Here is a 15,088-nt window from a genome sequence, read left to right on the forward strand (position 1 = left end):
GTTTTGTTACTGTGCAGCGTACTCATACGCCTGACACTTTGGTGTAACGCAGTAATTTCCAATTATCCAGAAATATCGATCTAAAACAATTATTGCCTATGCTAAATGCGCCTCTAAGAAGACGAACGAGAAGAGAAAAAGACGAAATAAAATTGAAGAAAAGGAAGGCGGTCGAAAATCAGATCAAAAATTAAAATAAAAACAACAAGGTATAGCTAAGAGTGATGTTACCTTAAATTGGTTAAGTTAGCCTTCTCAGCCAATAGGCGATCAAGTTCTATGCTAGCATGCCAATCAGCTGCTTGGGTGGCCCCATGCTTCACGGTATGTAAATCGGTATTGGGAAAAACATAAACATTGTGGTGAACACCGGGTTTTACCGTTATCACCTCATTCTCAACCACTTCTTTAATACAAGCCTCCCCATCCTTGAGTTCAGCGTAGAGGATCATGCCCGACTGGACGATATAGGTCTCGAAAGTCGTGATATGAAAATGGCTGCTCTGCCAACTACCCTCAGCATCAGGATAACGGGTTCGAATATAGCCAGAGCCATCGCTTGCTTTCATTCTGTGGCGCGACTCCCCGTTAGCCATCACTTCAGTGTTAGTATGTAAAGTATCAAATGAATCTGAAAATGAAGGGGCTTTTATCATAGGGGGGAGGGTGTTATGTACCGCAATTCAAGAACCGCGGTACGAAAAATAGATAAGCTATAGGGAAATTAGTCTGTGGTTAGGGCTAGTAATCTAGCCAGTCATTGAAGTCTACCCAAGATAAACCTAGGCTTTTCATCTGCTCGACGTAAAGTTCATACTCGGCACATTGCGCATCTCGTTCAGGATTGCGCCAGTTCTTGTCTTCTTTCAAACTCATAAATCCATCCTTGAATCCAAATGAAGGTTGAAACACCTACTGTCAATCCACCCTAACACTAAAAATCAATGTTGCAAACAAAAAACATATGATGCCTAAAAAACTGGATAACTCGCTGCAAATCAACCACTCAGAACATACTGACTGAATTTATGCCATTAAATAGAGCTTAGTATTGACCTGTCTATAACTTCACAGTTTATGCTGCTACCATCAATTTTGAGGAGAGATAAAATGTATTACGGCACCTATGAGGAAAGCCAGTCCAAAGCCATTATCGAGTTATTTACCCAAACCTTTTCAGATTCAGAAGGGCAAAATGAAGGCAAAGTGATAGGCCAGTTAGTCAGCGAGTTGCTGGAATCGACCAAGAACGAGGATATCTTCACCTTTGTCGCCAAAGACGAAACCGAGATCCTTGGCAGTATCTTGTTTACCCGCCTGACATTCGAGTCAGACAAAACGGCTTTTTTACTCGCTCCTGTTGCCGTTAGCACACAGAGCCAAGGTAAGGGAATTGGACAGGCACTAATCAAAGCGGGGTTGGAAGCCCTCAAGCACCATGGGGTTGATCTTGTTTTTACCTACGGCGATCCCAGTTTCTACACCAAAATCGGCTTTGAGCGTATTACCGAGCAAGAGTTCAAAGCACCACTTCCCCTGTCTTACCCGCATGGGTGGATGGCACAATCACTGACGGAACGACCACTTGAAGCAATAGCAGGCAGCTCATCCTGTGTTGAGGCTTTTAACAAGCCAGAGATGTGGTAACCAGTACACGCTCAGCAAGAGTTTTGGCCGAGTCATTGGGCTAAAACTCTTACATTTACTCTTCACTTAGCCTATAAACACCCACACTCTTGCTTTAAGATCACATTTTTTTGCAATTAAATGTATTTACAAGCTCGTCGTTTAGCGTTAGTTTGACATGGTCTGCTACTCAGACCGACGATGATTTTCGAAGTCTACACCTCACTTCTCGCCAAAGTCAGATGCACCCCTAGAAGATTATTCCTTTACCATGCCACTGCCGTGCTAAGTTGCGAGCACTCTGCAGTGATGAGTCAGTGAGCTAGGTGATCTCCTGACGAAAATACCAATAGAAAAGGTCAATGAGTAAACCGGATCAGCACACGCTGATAGCCGGCAGGACAAGCGCTGTTTTCAGCATTTGTACTCAATTTGATAGCCACAAGCTCAACGCAAGTTCCCGCATAAGCAATATAGAGAATGCTTGCCGGGACAGAATGCAGAGTTTGGGCCGAAAGGAAAAATTATGATTTCACATACAGGCATTATCCGCAGCTACAACCCAATCAACCGCACCGGTCTAATCACTTGTGATCTTGGCGGTGACATTCGTTTCTGTGGCGCCAACATCACTAGCCAAGGTAAACCAGCATCAGGTAGCTTGGTCGAGTTCATCATGGATGACTCAAGTAAAAACCTACAAGCAGTAAAAATTAAATTTATTTAATTTTGGCTAAACAATATACAGCGCTCTTTTAAGGGCGCTGTTTTGTTATCTACTCCCCGCCAGCAAAGCCGCTCATCTATTAACCAGTTGTAAACCACTCTTTCCGCTATTTTTCTTGTCACCCAAATGCATTGCGATGCATTATTAACCATTAATACCAAACAACACACATACACTCTGTCAGAGCAATGTTAAGAGTTACTTTTTTCTGCTTTCATCAAATGAGGCTTAGCTAAGCCTTAAAAAATCAAACATACTTCACAAAACGAATATCTTTTACGCAAGAAAACTGATTTTTTTGGGATCGGGGAACCTTTTTAACACACGCAATGTCTCTTTATGGCAGACTAGCGCTTCTTTAGGGATGCATAGTTATAGTCATTCAAAAAATATTCATGGTTATGGGCCATACCAACAAGGCGCCATAACCCAAGATAAAGAACCTTTATCAAGAAAAATCAGCAAAAACGACGAGTTCTTTTACCATGTCTACGCAAAACTCGACGCTTTCTCGAAAGTGGATGTCGACCAAATTACTGGGGATCGCTGGCTTCTCGCTACTGACGATTGCAGCGCTCCTGACACAGACCAGCACTAATCAGCGCACGGTTCCACTGAACCTTGCGATTAACTCAACCCCTTGGTCGCCAAGCGATCAAGCCGAACAACCTGTTTATGAGCCGCCTCGCTACGCCTACACCATCCAGAAAGGTGATACGCTTAGCCAGATTTTCTCCCGACTAAATATTCCTCTACAGTCGATTCAAGAGCTTCAGGAAGCCGATCTCAACCATTTGAAGATTGATACGCTGCAACCGGGCAATACCTTGCGCTTTTGGGTCAATACTGCCGAGCGTAAGCTCAACCGCCTGGAACTGACATTTAGCCTTGCACAAAAAGTCGCCTATCAGCGACTGGATGACAACAGCTTTGAAGTTGAGGAAATCGCCATTCCTGGCAACTGGGATGACGTAGTAGCCAGTGGAGAGATCCACGGCAGTTTCTCTGTTTCGGCACAAAAAGCAGGACTGAACTCTACCGAAATCTATGAAATTACTAACCTGCTACGTGAAAAACTGAATTTCTCTCGCGATCTGCGCGCTGGCGACAACTTCGAAGTCGTTGTTTCCCGCCAGTCAGTTGATGGCGAAATGACAGGCCAGCATGAACTACGTGCGATCCGTATTCATAGCAGAGGCAGGGCAACCACCGCTTACCTACACAGCGATGGTAACTTCTATGATTCCAAAGGCGAGAGCCTGCAACGTGCATTCTTGCGCTACCCTTACGAGCGTAACCGCACTTACCGCATTAGCTCCAATTTCAACCCTCGCCGACTTCACCCAGTCACGGGCCGTGTTTCACCACATAACGGGGTAGACTTTGCCACCCCAACTGGAACCCCTGTCATATCAACTGGTGACGGTGTCGTAACCCAGGTGGTTAACCACCCATATGCGGGTAAATATGTCGTTATCCAGCACGGTACTAACTACAAAACTCGCTACCTACATAACAGCCGGATCCTTGTTCGCAAGGGCCAGAAAGTATCACGGGGTCAACGTATTGCCCTTGCTGGAGCGACTGGACGGGTAACCGGGCCACACATCCATTATGAATTCCATATTCGTAACCGCCCTGTGAACCCAATGACAGCCAATATCCCTATGGCTTCATCGGTGCCAAGCAAAGAAAAAGGGCAGTTCAAGGAAACCGTAGCGCTGTATGACGAGATGATGGATAACCCAAATCGCTCAATGTTCAGTATGACTGATGCGGATAAAGAACCGCAGGCTTAAACAACTGGCACAAAAAAGGGGGGGAAGCATGCTTCCCCCCTTTATTTTTCAACTCACAGATAGTCAGTGCCTACTATCAATAGATAGCCTCCACTTCATAGAAAACCACCTTACCGCCAATATGTACTTCGGCTTCTTCCCCAAGCGTTAAGCCCAGCAAGGCTTCACCTATTGGCGAAGAAGGTGTAACCACAACCACCTCTTGATTACCTAGCTTCAGCTTGATGCCTCCCGCAGCAGGGCCGAAGAATATCCACTTTTCCATATCGTCTTCATCAAGAAGGTGGACTAGGCACCCCAGCACGATTTCATCTAATGACTTTGGGAGTGTTGCTTTGAGTTGATCGTAAGCATTGATATCTGCCAGGCACTCGGCAACACGCTGTGATTGTCCATGGGCTAAATATGCCGCCTCGATAGCCAAAGTATCATATTGGGTCTCCGCCACACTCTGATCATCGGTTGCCGCACTATGTGCCTGATCAGCGGCATGCATCGCCCCTTGATAGGCTTGCTGTAAATCGTCAAGAATAAGATCAATGATCTGAGGTTTATGGCTGGAATTCATGTTGTCGATGTTTTCATTGAAACTAGATGGAAGTGAAAGTGTAACTTGGATCACTGCTTAGTTATATATAAACCTTAACGAAAAGATAGCGCTCCTTCATCACTTCGGAATACCTTGGAAATCCAAATTACTGTCATACAGAGCCAGCTTGTTACTCTTGCGGCTGAGCTTACGAAACTCCGTGGGCGTCATTTTCATGTAGCGTTGGAAGGTTTCATAAAAACGGCTGTTTGAATTGAAACCAACCGTCAATGCGATATCAAGAATAGTCCGGTTGGTATCAGCCAATAATGCACGGGCGTGGTTTATACGCATAGAAGTAACGTATTCCTTGATAGTCATCTTCATTACACTCTGGAACAAATTCATCGCATAGTTGGTATGCAAGCCAACATGCTCTGCGATATTTTTCACCGTAAGCGGCGCATCATGGTTGCAAGCGATATACTCCAAAATCTTCTGGACATGAAACTGAGAGTGCTTGGATAAGCCTTTCATGCTGCCTTTGCTTTCCATGGTGTGAGTTAGCTTCTCCCATCCCGTTAAGCACACCCTTTTTAGCATCAGAGACATTTCATCGGCGGCTAGTTGGCGAAAACCTATATCTTTGCTTTTGCTTTCTTCCATCCAAAACGCAATCTGCTGCTCGGTCACCAAGTTTGGCAATGCAGACTGAACGACCGTGCCATGGGTAATTTGATTGAGCAGGCTTTCATCTAGCGGCCAGGCCAAAAAGTAATGAATCGGAATATTCAATATCCCCATGTTACTCGACTTCCCTGGCTCGATTAGCTGGTGCGGTGTAGTGGCCCAGAAAATCCCTATATGACCATTATTGATGGTAAACGGATGGTCATTGATAACATAGTCAACATCATCACCAAATGGGATGTTCACTTCAATCTGGCCATGCCAGTGATAGCAAGGCATATGGTGCGGTTTACGAAGTTCTATATGAATAGACTCATAGGAAGAAAAGAGGCTTAGCGGCCCAATAGCATCGGCATCAGAACTATCTTGCGGGTTCTCATTCTGGGCAATTGGTTTAGCCATGATTCCTCTGTATGCTAGTCGGTAAAACAGAAGCGAATATACGACACTCCAGACACCCCTGCTGAGAATAATTGCACAAACTGTGAAGCCCAGCCAAAAGCCAATCGAGCCCCCAAAAGAGAGCATCATAAAAAAAGGCCATCAGAAGGTGTGATGGCCAAAAGTGCTAAAAAGATACGATATACCCAATTTACCTAGCATGGTTGGGTATAGATATGTCTTTGGAAGAACAAGTGATTTATACCCATTAACGCCTGTTAGGTAAAACAAGCTTTTTTAATCGTTACTTATCTATTTTTCATCGATATAAGTCCCCGTAGTCAGCAACCTCAAAACAATATTCACATTGTTGCTTAATTGTTGATCCACTCGGCCTGGGAATAGCTCTTCTAGCTTATCTAAACGATCAAATTCGGTATGCCAGATTTTGCCCCATTTCGACTCAGTATCGCGGTCACACGCTGTTTTATTCTCAGCATCATAGCAGTCCCACGCATTAGGGTTTGTTGTCTGGGAGTAACCGTCAAAACCATATTCACCATTAATATTGAAGTTGGTCGCCTCGACATAAGCGATAGGAATACCGGCGCAGGCAAAGCCAGCGTGATCTGACCATGAGCCCGTTTCCCCTTCAGGATAACCAGGAAACCCAGGGTGAACTGTGTATTTGCCATCCTCGCCTTTAACATCAATTGATGCCTGTAACATGGCATCCCGGACATGGGGTTGGGAGTTGTAATCCGACTCGGTCAACCCCAGTTTCTCACAAGTAGATTGATATTCGGCATAATCTGAGTGCGCTGCATGGACATACACATAATCACCACCACCGACAGTATCGGAGTTAATCATGGCGATGACGTTATCTAATTGATTATGGGCTAGCGCCTGACGCACATAATGCAGCGAGCCGTTCAGGCCATTTTCTTCAGCCCCAGGGAACAGAATACGAACGGTATAGGGTAGCGATTCTTGCATCAAGCTTTCGGCAATCGCGACGGCGGCCGCAACACCGGCACCGTTGTCAGTCGCCCCCAACGAGCCATGATCAGATCCTGTTGAATCATAATGCGCAGCAAGAACAATGGTTTTCTCGCTCGCCCCCTTCTTTTCTACAATATAGTTATTAGAAGACAGTAACTTATCGCCTTTTTGGTAGGTAAAAGGCTGGACCTCAACGTCGTAGCCGAAGCCAGTTAAAGTATCGTAAAGCCAATTACCCATGGCGGCTTCTTCAGGCGTACTGGCTTCACGTGCACCGATACCCTCAACTTCATCGGCAATTTCTACGAGATAACTGGACGCCTTCTTACCATAATCAATGGTGTCAGAGTCGCTATTACAGCCACTGATACCAACTAAGACAGAAAGGGAAAGTAAACTGATAATTCCATTTTTCATGATCGCACCATTATCTAATTTCAATGATTTATTGTTATTCGAAATTAGTATCTGGTCTGGAGATATAAAAACCGTGATTAATATCGCGCGCGTATAATTTGATAGCAGAAATATACCAGTTTGGGAACTAGGTCAACTCGGCATAAATAAAGAAAAAAAGTGCGTAGTATTACGCACTAATATTTAATCACCAGCTTTCACCACGGCCAAAACGGTAGACCAATTGGCCTGAAAATAAGTCATCGTTAGTTGAGAGTTTTCCACTGTAGAAATGCACCCAATCGGCCTGCAGCGCCCAATTACTGTTTAGTTTATAATGCAATCCTAGCCCACCATTTACTTGGAATGTGGTGGTGTCTCTGTCTTTTTCCAGCAAGGTTTCACCGATCCCTGCATTGATATAAGGCCGTAAATCGTCATCAGCAAGGAAATAATATTGGAAATCGAAGCTGTAATTTTCATAGGTGATGCTTTCACCCGTTGTCTTGCTATCGGTATCGATACGGGTATATTGCAGGCGCGATGACAAAGATGGCGTGTAATACACACCCAAGGTAATCATCGGTGCCCAACTATTTTCGATCCCCCACTCATCATCCAAATCCAGATAACGGCCACCAACCGATATACCAACAATACCGTAATCGACCGGGTCATGTGTGGTTACATTGCGAACCCGGGTATAACTACGACGCATCGCAGGACTAGTATCACCCTCACCGAATTGGAAGTTCATATTAACGTTGAACTGGCTATCGGTCTGGCCATTAGGGAGAGCAACATCTTGAAAGCCGATATATCCTGTACCGGCCTTCACCACATCACGCCCCATCAAATGGTTTACTCCTCGGCCAAGAGTATCTACCGGATCAAGCAGGAACAGCGCCGTGTTACCCATCCACTCGGAATCCCATACCTTTCCCCCACCTTGGATGATTTCACGCTCTTTATGGAAGGCCCATTCACCATATACCCAGCCAAGTACTGGAGTAACGACCAAGTCCTGCACAGCAGGAACCTCGGCAAACGCCTCTACGCCATACTCCCAATAGAAAGTCGACATCATGAAGGAATAGACAAATGCATCCCACTGCCGGTACCCAGATTTCCTCGCGATTTGATAATACACCCCGCCAAAATAAGGATGACCAATATAGTTGATGTACCATACATCCCTATCCCAGACAGGCCCTTCCCTGACGTTATCCCACCACTTTTCCAACAGGCGATCATCACTGGTATCCCAGTTAGAAATATCTTCCGGCAATAAGGCAATAAACCCCGCGACACCGACGCCATACCAAAAGATTGACTTAGTCTGCGACCAGAGACGATCGATATCTTCACCATTTTCACCTGAGAACAAGGCAACGTTATAGGGTGAGTCATAAACAGAGACCTGGCGCGGTACTTGCTCCCAGGTCGTATTGGTATAGGGCGATTTCGAGTACTTTGATGAATGGATTGGCTGCTCTAGGGCGTTATCTGAGAGAAAAAGAGGCTGTTGCGGCTCAACTTGAGCTTGCCCGACATCATCATTCCCACTTTCAGCCATAGCTATTGATGATGCCAATGCTAACCCTACTGCCATTGCTAATCGCATTTTAACCTCCTTCCAAAGTAACCTTGGTCAAAATATCGAAACAAGCCTATATATTGGCTATTAATTTCAGACACTTAAAACCTGCACATTTGAGTATAGTTAACACAAGTGAAAGAAAATAAATGCTTACAGCAGAATATCAATTCTCAGATCTGTCGCACAGTTTTACTTCTAAAGGTTATTTATCCCTCGCCCTAGATAACTAGACACCAGCCGCTAATATTCAATCCTTTTTTTCAATTCCTGCTAGCCTTTAACATGGAGTCTATCCCCTACAAAATGGAAGGAATTAATATGAATCTGTTCGCCAAATCGGCTGTACTCATTATTTCAGCCATTACTCTAGCCTCCCCTTCAGTTATTTCTTCAGAACTCTCTGATGCTGATTTACAGGCCGCGATGGAAGCCAAGTTAATCGAACAATTAAAAGATGAAAAAGTGGCAGCGCATACTGCTGAGTTCATCATGAACAACTTGCTTACCTGGCAGGGTGAACCACTTCCACTCGATCAAGCCGATAGCATTATTGCCTATGCCTTCGGTAACCGAATTGCCGAGAACGGCAATCAATCACCAGGACCGATGAACACAGCCTTGGCTGATACCGTGGTGGAAATCTATGAAAAAACAGGCAAGCCAGTCTACGCCCAATGGGAGATTGCCCAGGAGATTGGCGATCGAATTGATGCCAAAGATCTCACCGCGATATATCCAACAATCGGATCTGATGGCACCATCATTTACTTGAGTACCATTGGCGTTGCCGAAGAAATATTAAAACTGGCAGGTGGGGCAGACAAACTCGGTAAAGCCGTTGTGGTCGGCTTCTATGAACACAGCCTGCGTACCATCAACACTACCAAAGATGCAGGTATCGAAGCTTACGCGCCGGAAGGTATTGAATTACCTCATGACTATGATAAGGAATCAGGGCAGCCATGGACGCGAGATGCACTGATATTCGTGATGCATGAAATCCGCAACCGAGGGACCAACGAACGGACCAGGCTGATTGAACAGGCCAATCAGGATAAATAGCCTCGAAGTGTTGCCTATACATAACCGGTGGTTGCAGCAGATTCAACCACCGGTTCATCCAGCCAGTTAACGGACGATGTCCCAGCCAATTGCAAAAGCGCTATTGACCGGTTTCAAAAAACAGTGATAGGTTAATGGCATGCAAATGATTATCTCCAAGCCTTCTATCAACCTTTCTTGGTGGCACTCTCTTTCCTAAGAGCGGTGCGGAATAATCATATTTGTTCAAAGCCGCCGGTTGGCAGGCCATGAACAACTTCTTCTCCCTTGTCCCCGGCGTTTATTATCAACTCGCGATATACCGGAGACACACAGTGCCAAATACCCCAAACGACCTAGCAACGGCAACAACGGCTACGAGTGGTAGCAAAGCCATCACAGAACAAAAGATCCTGACTGGCGATCGCGCCACAGGACAGCTCCATCTTGGCCACTATATTGGCTCTTTAAAACAACGGGTTGAGCTGCAACATAATAACCAGCAAACCATTTTGGTCGCCGACATGCAGGGCCTTACCGACAACGGTAACAACCCAAGCAAGGTCGCCGATAATATCCTCAATGTTGTCGCAGACTACCTCGCTGTCGGTATAGATCCCGCCAAAACCACTATCTGCTTACAATCTGGTATTCCAGCCCTCGCCGAACTAACCATGTACTACAGTAACTTGGTATCCATTGCCCGCCTCGAACGCAACCCAACGGTAAAAAGCGAAATACAAGGCAAGAACTTTGGCCGCTCGATTCCCGCAGGTTTCCTCTCCTACCCAATCAGCCAAGCGGCAGATATCACTGCATTCCAAGCCCAACTCGTTCCTGTGGGTGATGACCAATTACCTATGCTCGAGCAGACCAACGAAATCGTCAGGAAGATCAACTCACTGGCCAATAGCCAGATACTGCGGGAATGCCAGCCTTTACTGAGCAATATCAGCCGGCTGCCAAGTCCCGATGGCAAAAGCAAGATGTCTAAATCCTTGGGCAATGTGATCACATTGGATGCATCAGACAAAGCCATCAGCCAAGCAGTCAAAGCCATGTATACCGACCCGAACCATCTCACTATCGACCAACCGGGGCAGGTCGAGGGCAATGTCGTGTTCACTTATCTAGATGCTTTCCACCCAGATGCAGAATATGTCGCTCAATTAAAAGAGCATTATCAACGTGGCGGTTTGGGCGATGGTAAAACCAAACAAATCCTTACCGACTGCCTGCAAACGTTAATTGCACCGATACGTGCCCGCCGTCAGGCACTCATTGCGGATAAAGGATATTTGATTGAAGTATTAAAGAAGGGGACTGAGCAAGCGAGGGAAGAATCGCAACAGACACTCGATAAAGTAAAAACGGCATTTGGACTGAATTTGATATGAAATAAATAGCCATACCCTGATTGTTCAGAGTATGGCTACAAATCATGATTAGAAGATCAACTTTCTAGATACTGAAGCAGCTCAGCAGGCTGACACAGTTTTAATGCAATTCTTCTCAAGTATTCGGCGGTCGTTGCATCCCCACCAAGGCAGCGCTGAATTAGCGCAAGAATAGACTCCACTTCAACACCGTCATGGCTTAACGATGCGATCCACTGATACTCAACGGCATCGATATCTGAGATTGTGTCCCTTCCAATAGATAATTGACCCATCATTCACCCTCAGACATTAGTATTTTCAAATCCAGCTCAAAGAAGCCGGATAGTACAATGAGTAAAATATCAAAAAAGTATGAACACAATTAGCAAAATTACAAAAAATTACAATATATCAAACAGTTGAAAGCAGCGCACTGTAATCAAAGTGATTGGTTGCGACTATTGGGCAATGTCCAGCAGGTTGTTTTTTACGCCATTGGTTCGGAACCAACCGGCAATACTGAAGCGTTCCATATTGGTTGGCAGTACTTCATGGGGAAATTGCTCAGATAAGAATACGAACAAACGGCCTGACTTAGGTGCTAGCCTCATCAATTCCTTGTCTTGCAAATCGTAAACCACCAGCTCACCGCCATCTTGCTGCTCCCAAGTGTCATTCATATATAAGACCGTGGTTAGACGGCGGTTTTCATTTCCGCGGAAACAATCGAGATGCTTTTGGTAAAAGTCCCCTTTTACGTACTTGGCAAAATGGGCCTCATACTCAAACAGACCGAGATAGAAATGCTGGTTAACTTCTCGGCGGATCACTTCCATCCGCTCAAGAAAATCTTGTACCGCGATACCTTGTTCGGCGGCCAGCCAATGGATTTTGTCACTACGAATAGATGACTCACGGGCCACTTCATCATTGCGGCCAATTCTGGCCTTGGTCCATGTTACCGGTAAGCAAGATTTCAGGTCATTCACTTGTTCTTGAGAGAGGAAATCATCCCAGACGAAATAGCCTCGGGTCGCCAGCGCATCAATTAACTTATGCATCACGTTTTCACATTATTAGAAAAGGATGCGGGTTATAGCGCCGATAACGCCTAGCGACAATTCAGCTTATTAATGCTAACGATAAAAACAACTGATACCTATATGATGGGTGTTATTTCCAACCCATCTTCCAGCGGTTACTGTCCTTTAGTTCACGCCAGTCTAGCTCATACATGCGATGGTTGATCACCGCCTGGATAAGGCAGTAAACCACCTTTTGGTTGTCATCGTACTCGACGTCAATCACCATAAAATGCTTCTCACGCCCTTCAACTTCCACCTTGGTCCACTTGCTACCATACAGTGATTTAGGGTGTACCCGGTTCATGGCAATCTCCAATAAATCTTTTTACCTCAATACGTAATCTAAGGGAGAGCGGATTAATCATCAAGCGGAAAGGCGGGTCCTGGGTGCTGGGTGTTGAAAGGCTATTAAGCGTCAAGCAGTGTTTTTGCTTTTTGCTCTGCCTAGGTCCTAGGGCCCGCTCTTCCGAGGGCCGGTTCTTATTGTGAGAAATTTGTGAGAATTTTTGGAGAGTCCTGCAAGATTTGCCCGCCATAGTGAAGGTAACTCACCAACACAGGGAAAGAACAATGAACAAAACACTTACTGCCCTCTCTCTCGCAGCGGTATTTATGGGCGCGGGCCAAGCCCAAGCAGCAGAAATCGACGTCACTATTACCAATGCGACCAAAAACATTTACTTCACCCCTTTATTGGTCGCAGCACACAGCAGTGACATCTACCTTTTCCGCAGCGGCGAAGCTGCCGGTTCTGAAATTGAACTGATGGCTGAAGGTGGGGATATCGGTCCATTATCATCCCTTGCCAGTAATGCAGGCGCTGTGGTGGTTGCCGATCCTGCGAGCGGTATTCTTAACCCTGGAGATTCAGCCACAGCCAGCATGGATACCGGCGATGCCGACAGTCTGACGATCACCGCCATGTTGCTGCCAACCAATGACGGCTTTGTCGGTTTGGATAGCTGGCCTATCCCATCCACTCCAGGTACCTATACCGTCCGGCTCAATGGTTATGATGCCGGTACCGAAGCCAACGATGAGCTAGCTGGCAGTATGCCGAATCCACCGTTCATTAACTTCGGCACTGGCGGTACAGGGGTAGAAACAGCGGTCACCAACGACACCGTCCATATTCACCCAGGCAACCTCGGGGATACCGATCCTGAAGGCGGCCTCAGTGATATCAGCAGCACAGCCTACCGCTGGCTCAACCCGGTTGCTGTCGTTACCGTTACCGTGAAGTAAGGAGGCAGCATGAAAAACTATCGTTTACTCTTGCTTGCGGCCTCTGTAGGTCTCTTGGCCGGTTGCCCAACCGACTCGGACAATAATGACCCGGCTCCGCCAGAAGAAACACTCGCAACCTTTAATGTCGAGGTCAAAAACACCTCAGCCAACCAGCCGCTGTCGCCATTGGCCGTGATCGGCCACAACAGCGACTATCAACTGTTCACTATCGGTCAACCGGCATCAGAAGCTCTGGAAATGTTGGCAGAGAGCGGTGACAACAGTGCACTACTTAGCGAGCAGGCTGATGGTATATCGCTACAGGTCGAAGGAAGTGGCGTGATCCTACCTGCGGGGAATGACAGCGTTACGGTAACAATGGATACCTCTGTATCCCCTTACCTCTCAGTGGCCAGCATGCTGGTTAATACCAATGATGGCTTTGTGGCCGAAACGGCAACAGACCTAGCTTCTTTGGCTGTGGGTGAGAGTGTTCGCATCGCGATGCCGGTATGGGATTCAGGTACCGAAGCCAATGATGAAGCTGCAGAGACTATTCCGGGCCCCGCTGCTGGCGGTGAAGGCTTCAACAGCGAACGTGATGATAACGACCGAGTCTCTTTCCACGCCGGCGTGATCAGCAAAGATGATGGTTTGGACACGTCGGTACTTAATGCCACCCATCGTTTCCTGAATCCGGCAGCCCAATTGATCATCACCCGCACCGAGTAACATAGATAACCCGCCCATTCTCATTTTTGAGTGAAAGTTATCTGGTTATGTCCGGTCATCTGAGGGAGTACGCTCCTTCAGATGTTTGGACATGACAATGAACTTAGCCGAAAAACAGGTACCTGCCGCTATGATCCTCATCGTCGAAGACGACAATGATCTTGCTGATCTGATCAATATGCACCTGTCCTTCCAAGGGCATGATGTTGTTCGGGTCACCAGCTTGGCGCAAGCCCAAAAAGCATTGGCCGAACAGCCATTCGACCTTCTCGTCCTCGACCGAGGGTTGGAAGACGGCGATGGCTTGAGCTTGTGCCAAGGGATCCGCCAGCACCAGATAGGCAATCAGCCATGGTTGCCAGTACTTGTGCTCACAGCCAAAGATGCAGAAAAAGATAAAGTCGAAGGCTTGGAGTCGGGGGCCGATGACTACCTGACCAAGCCCTTTAGCGTTCTGGAATTCCAAGCCAGGGTCAGGGCTATGCTTCGCCGCCAGCACTTTAGTAAAGACGAGGCTGTGAATGATCCTGACCTTGTTGCAAACAACTCGGACGACAGCATGGAAAGTGTTCTGCGCTTTGGTGATTTGATCATCAACCCTGTTACCCATCAGGTTGAATTCAAGCATAGCTCTATCTCGCTTACGGCCACCGAATTTACCTTGCTGCATTTTTTGGCCAAGCGACCTGGCCGGGTATATAGCAAGGATGAGTTACTCGATGCTGTGTGGCAGACCCAGTTTTCCGGCTACCACCATACTGTCTGTAGCACCATCAACCGCCTTAGAACCAAACTCAATGCCAACAACGATGAACAGCAATACATCCACACAGTCTGGGGGGTTGGCTATAAGTTCGAAGCCTAGAAATCG

The 15,088-nt window shown here is 46.5% G+C and carries 17 protein-coding genes; 8 read left to right on the plus strand and 9 right to left on the minus strand.

The features are described 5' to 3' along the window. Positions 1 to 227 precede the first annotated feature (227 nt). Both BIZ37_RS16865 and BIZ37_RS30485 read right to left on the minus strand, forming a co-directional pair. Positions 228 to 569 carry a hypothetical protein gene (locus BIZ37_RS16865; RefSeq protein WP_187462468.1) on the minus strand — a complete coding sequence of 114 codons (342 nt, stop codon included), beginning with the start codon at positions 567 to 569 and terminating at the stop codon, positions 228 to 230. Positions 570 to 741: 172 nt separating this feature from the next. After that, complete coding sequence (locus tag BIZ37_RS30485; RefSeq protein ID WP_255526787.1) at positions 742 to 876, minus strand: hypothetical protein; 135 nt, start codon at positions 874 to 876, stop codon at positions 742 to 744. A 234-nt stretch (positions 877 to 1,110) separates the two neighbouring features. On the opposite strand from BIZ37_RS30485, the gene BIZ37_RS16870 reads away from it, so the two are divergent. The 3 genes from BIZ37_RS16870 to BIZ37_RS16880 all read left to right on the plus strand — a co-directional run bounded on the left by BIZ37_RS16870 (position 1,111) and on the right by BIZ37_RS16880 (position 4,152). Then, positions 1,111 to 1,647, plus strand: a complete 537-nt coding sequence (locus tag BIZ37_RS16870) for a GNAT family N-acetyltransferase (protein WP_187462469.1) — start codon at positions 1,111 to 1,113, stop codon at positions 1,645 to 1,647. Between the two features lie 505 nt (positions 1,648 to 2,152). Continuing rightward, positions 2,153 to 2,353: a hypothetical protein gene (locus BIZ37_RS16875; RefSeq protein ID WP_107301131.1), complete on the plus strand. Its 201-nt coding sequence runs from the start codon at positions 2,153 to 2,155 to the stop codon at positions 2,351 to 2,353. Between the two features lie 485 nt (positions 2,354 to 2,838). After that, on the plus strand, positions 2,839 to 4,152 hold the full coding sequence (locus BIZ37_RS16880; RefSeq protein WP_187462470.1) for a peptidoglycan DD-metalloendopeptidase family protein: 1,314 nt from the start codon (positions 2,839 to 2,841) through the stop codon (positions 4,150 to 4,152). A gap of 76 nt (positions 4,153 to 4,228) precedes the next feature. Here the strand turns inward: BIZ37_RS16880 and BIZ37_RS16885 are convergent, their stop codons facing one another. From BIZ37_RS16885 to BIZ37_RS16900, 4 genes are all read right to left on the minus strand, one after another. Next, on the minus strand, positions 4,229 to 4,720 hold the full coding sequence (locus BIZ37_RS16885; protein ID WP_187462471.1) for a GreA/GreB family elongation factor: 492 nt from the start codon (positions 4,718 to 4,720) through the stop codon (positions 4,229 to 4,231). A gap of 99 nt (positions 4,721 to 4,819) precedes the next feature. Continuing rightward, positions 4,820 to 5,773: a transcriptional regulator MelR gene (gene melR / locus BIZ37_RS16890; protein WP_187462472.1), complete on the minus strand. Its 954-nt coding sequence runs from the start codon at positions 5,771 to 5,773 to the stop codon at positions 4,820 to 4,822. Between the two features lie 291 nt (positions 5,774 to 6,064). Further along, entirely contained in the window at positions 6,065 to 7,174 is a 1,110-nt protein-coding gene (locus tag BIZ37_RS16895) for a M28 family metallopeptidase (RefSeq protein ID WP_187462473.1), read from the minus strand. Between the two features lie 187 nt (positions 7,175 to 7,361). Further along, on the minus strand, positions 7,362 to 8,777 hold the full coding sequence (locus BIZ37_RS16900) for a DUF3943 domain-containing protein (protein WP_255526789.1): 1,416 nt from the start codon (positions 8,775 to 8,777) through the stop codon (positions 7,362 to 7,364). 294 nt (positions 8,778 to 9,071) lie between these two features. Here BIZ37_RS16900 and BIZ37_RS16905 point away from each other — a divergent pair, with 294 nt between their 5' ends. Then, positions 9,072 to 9,815 (plus strand): hypothetical protein, encoded by a 744-nt coding sequence (locus tag BIZ37_RS16905; RefSeq protein ID WP_187462474.1) that lies wholly within the window; start codon positions 9,072 to 9,074, stop codon positions 9,813 to 9,815. 314 nt (positions 9,816 to 10,129) lie between these two features. Beyond that, a complete protein-coding gene (gene trpS, locus BIZ37_RS16910; protein WP_370577382.1) occupies positions 10,130 to 11,191 on the plus strand; it encodes a tryptophan--tRNA ligase in 1,062 nt (353 codons plus the stop codon). A 56-nt stretch (positions 11,192 to 11,247) separates the two neighbouring features. On the opposite strand, the gene BIZ37_RS16915 is transcribed toward trpS, so the two are convergent. From BIZ37_RS16915 to BIZ37_RS16925, 3 genes are all read right to left on the minus strand, one after another. Further along, on the minus strand, positions 11,248 to 11,469 hold the full coding sequence (locus tag BIZ37_RS16915) for a hypothetical protein (protein WP_187462475.1): 222 nt from the start codon (positions 11,467 to 11,469) through the stop codon (positions 11,248 to 11,250). Positions 11,470 to 11,631: 162 nt separating this feature from the next. Next, positions 11,632 to 12,234, minus strand: coding sequence for a 2OG-Fe(II) oxygenase (locus BIZ37_RS16920; RefSeq protein ID WP_187462476.1), 603 nt, complete (start codon positions 12,232 to 12,234; stop codon positions 11,632 to 11,634). A gap of 112 nt (positions 12,235 to 12,346) precedes the next feature. Further along, positions 12,347 to 12,562 carry a TIGR02450 family Trp-rich protein gene (locus BIZ37_RS16925; RefSeq protein ID WP_107301139.1) on the minus strand — a complete coding sequence of 72 codons (216 nt, stop codon included), beginning with the start codon at positions 12,560 to 12,562 and terminating at the stop codon, positions 12,347 to 12,349. A 266-nt stretch (positions 12,563 to 12,828) separates the two neighbouring features. Here BIZ37_RS16925 and BIZ37_RS16930 point away from each other — a divergent pair, with 266 nt between their 5' ends. The 3 genes from BIZ37_RS16930 (at position 12,829) to BIZ37_RS16940 (ending at position 15,082) form a co-directional block, all read left to right on the plus strand. Further along, positions 12,829 to 13,503, plus strand: coding sequence for a spondin domain-containing protein (locus BIZ37_RS16930; RefSeq protein ID WP_187462477.1), 675 nt, complete (start codon positions 12,829 to 12,831; stop codon positions 13,501 to 13,503). Between the two features lie 9 nt (positions 13,504 to 13,512). After that, positions 13,513 to 14,217 carry a spondin domain-containing protein gene (locus BIZ37_RS16935; protein WP_187462478.1) on the plus strand — a complete coding sequence of 235 codons (705 nt, stop codon included), beginning with the start codon at positions 13,513 to 13,515 and terminating at the stop codon, positions 14,215 to 14,217. Positions 14,218 to 14,314: 97 nt separating this feature from the next. Continuing rightward, a complete protein-coding gene (locus tag BIZ37_RS16940) occupies positions 14,315 to 15,082 on the plus strand; it encodes a response regulator transcription factor (RefSeq protein WP_187462479.1) in 768 nt (255 codons plus the stop codon). Positions 15,083 to 15,088 lie beyond the last annotated feature (6 nt).

The organism is Photobacterium sp. BZF1, assembly GCF_014349205.1.
Classification (GTDB): domain Bacteria; phylum Pseudomonadota; class Gammaproteobacteria; order Enterobacterales; family Vibrionaceae; genus Photobacterium.

Coding starts and splice junctions, on each gene's coding strand:
- melR (WP_187462472.1), bottom strand. CDS start 5,773: ATGGCTAAACCAATTGCCCAGAATGAGAACCCGCAAGATAGTTCTGAT.
- BIZ37_RS16885 (WP_187462471.1), bottom strand. CDS start 4,720: ATGAATTCCAGCCATAAACCTCAGATCATTGATCTTATTCTTGACGAT.
- BIZ37_RS16925 (WP_107301139.1), bottom strand. CDS start 12,562: ATGAACCGGGTACACCCTAAATCACTGTATGGTAGCAAGTGGACCAAG.
- BIZ37_RS16870 (WP_187462469.1), top strand. CDS start 1,111: ATGTATTACGGCACCTATGAGGAAAGCCAGTCCAAAGCCATTATCGAG.
- BIZ37_RS16865 (WP_187462468.1), bottom strand. CDS start 569: ATGAAAGCAAGCGATGGCTCTGGCTATATTCGAACCCGTTATCCTGAT.
- BIZ37_RS16940 (WP_187462479.1), top strand. CDS start 14,315: ATGAACTTAGCCGAAAAACAGGTACCTGCCGCTATGATCCTCATCGTC.
- BIZ37_RS16930 (WP_187462477.1), top strand. CDS start 12,829: ATGAACAAAACACTTACTGCCCTCTCTCTCGCAGCGGTATTTATGGGC.
- BIZ37_RS16875 (WP_107301131.1), top strand. CDS start 2,153: ATGATTTCACATACAGGCATTATCCGCAGCTACAACCCAATCAACCGC.
- BIZ37_RS16920 (WP_187462476.1), bottom strand. CDS start 12,234: ATGCATAAGTTAATTGATGCGCTGGCGACCCGAGGCTATTTCGTCTGG.
- BIZ37_RS16905 (WP_187462474.1), top strand. CDS start 9,072: ATGAATCTGTTCGCCAAATCGGCTGTACTCATTATTTCAGCCATTACT.
- BIZ37_RS16880 (WP_187462470.1), top strand. CDS start 2,839: ATGTCTACGCAAAACTCGACGCTTTCTCGAAAGTGGATGTCGACCAAA.
- BIZ37_RS16935 (WP_187462478.1), top strand. CDS start 13,513: ATGAAAAACTATCGTTTACTCTTGCTTGCGGCCTCTGTAGGTCTCTTG.
- BIZ37_RS16900 (WP_255526789.1), bottom strand. CDS start 8,777: ATGCGATTAGCAATGGCAGTAGGGTTAGCATTGGCATCATCAATAGCT.
- BIZ37_RS16915 (WP_187462475.1), bottom strand. CDS start 11,469: ATGATGGGTCAATTATCTATTGGAAGGGACACAATCTCAGATATCGAT.
- BIZ37_RS30485 (WP_255526787.1), bottom strand. CDS start 876: ATGAGTTTGAAAGAAGACAAGAACTGGCGCAATCCTGAACGAGATGCG.
- BIZ37_RS16895 (WP_187462473.1), bottom strand. CDS start 7,174: ATGAAAAATGGAATTATCAGTTTACTTTCCCTTTCTGTCTTAGTTGGT.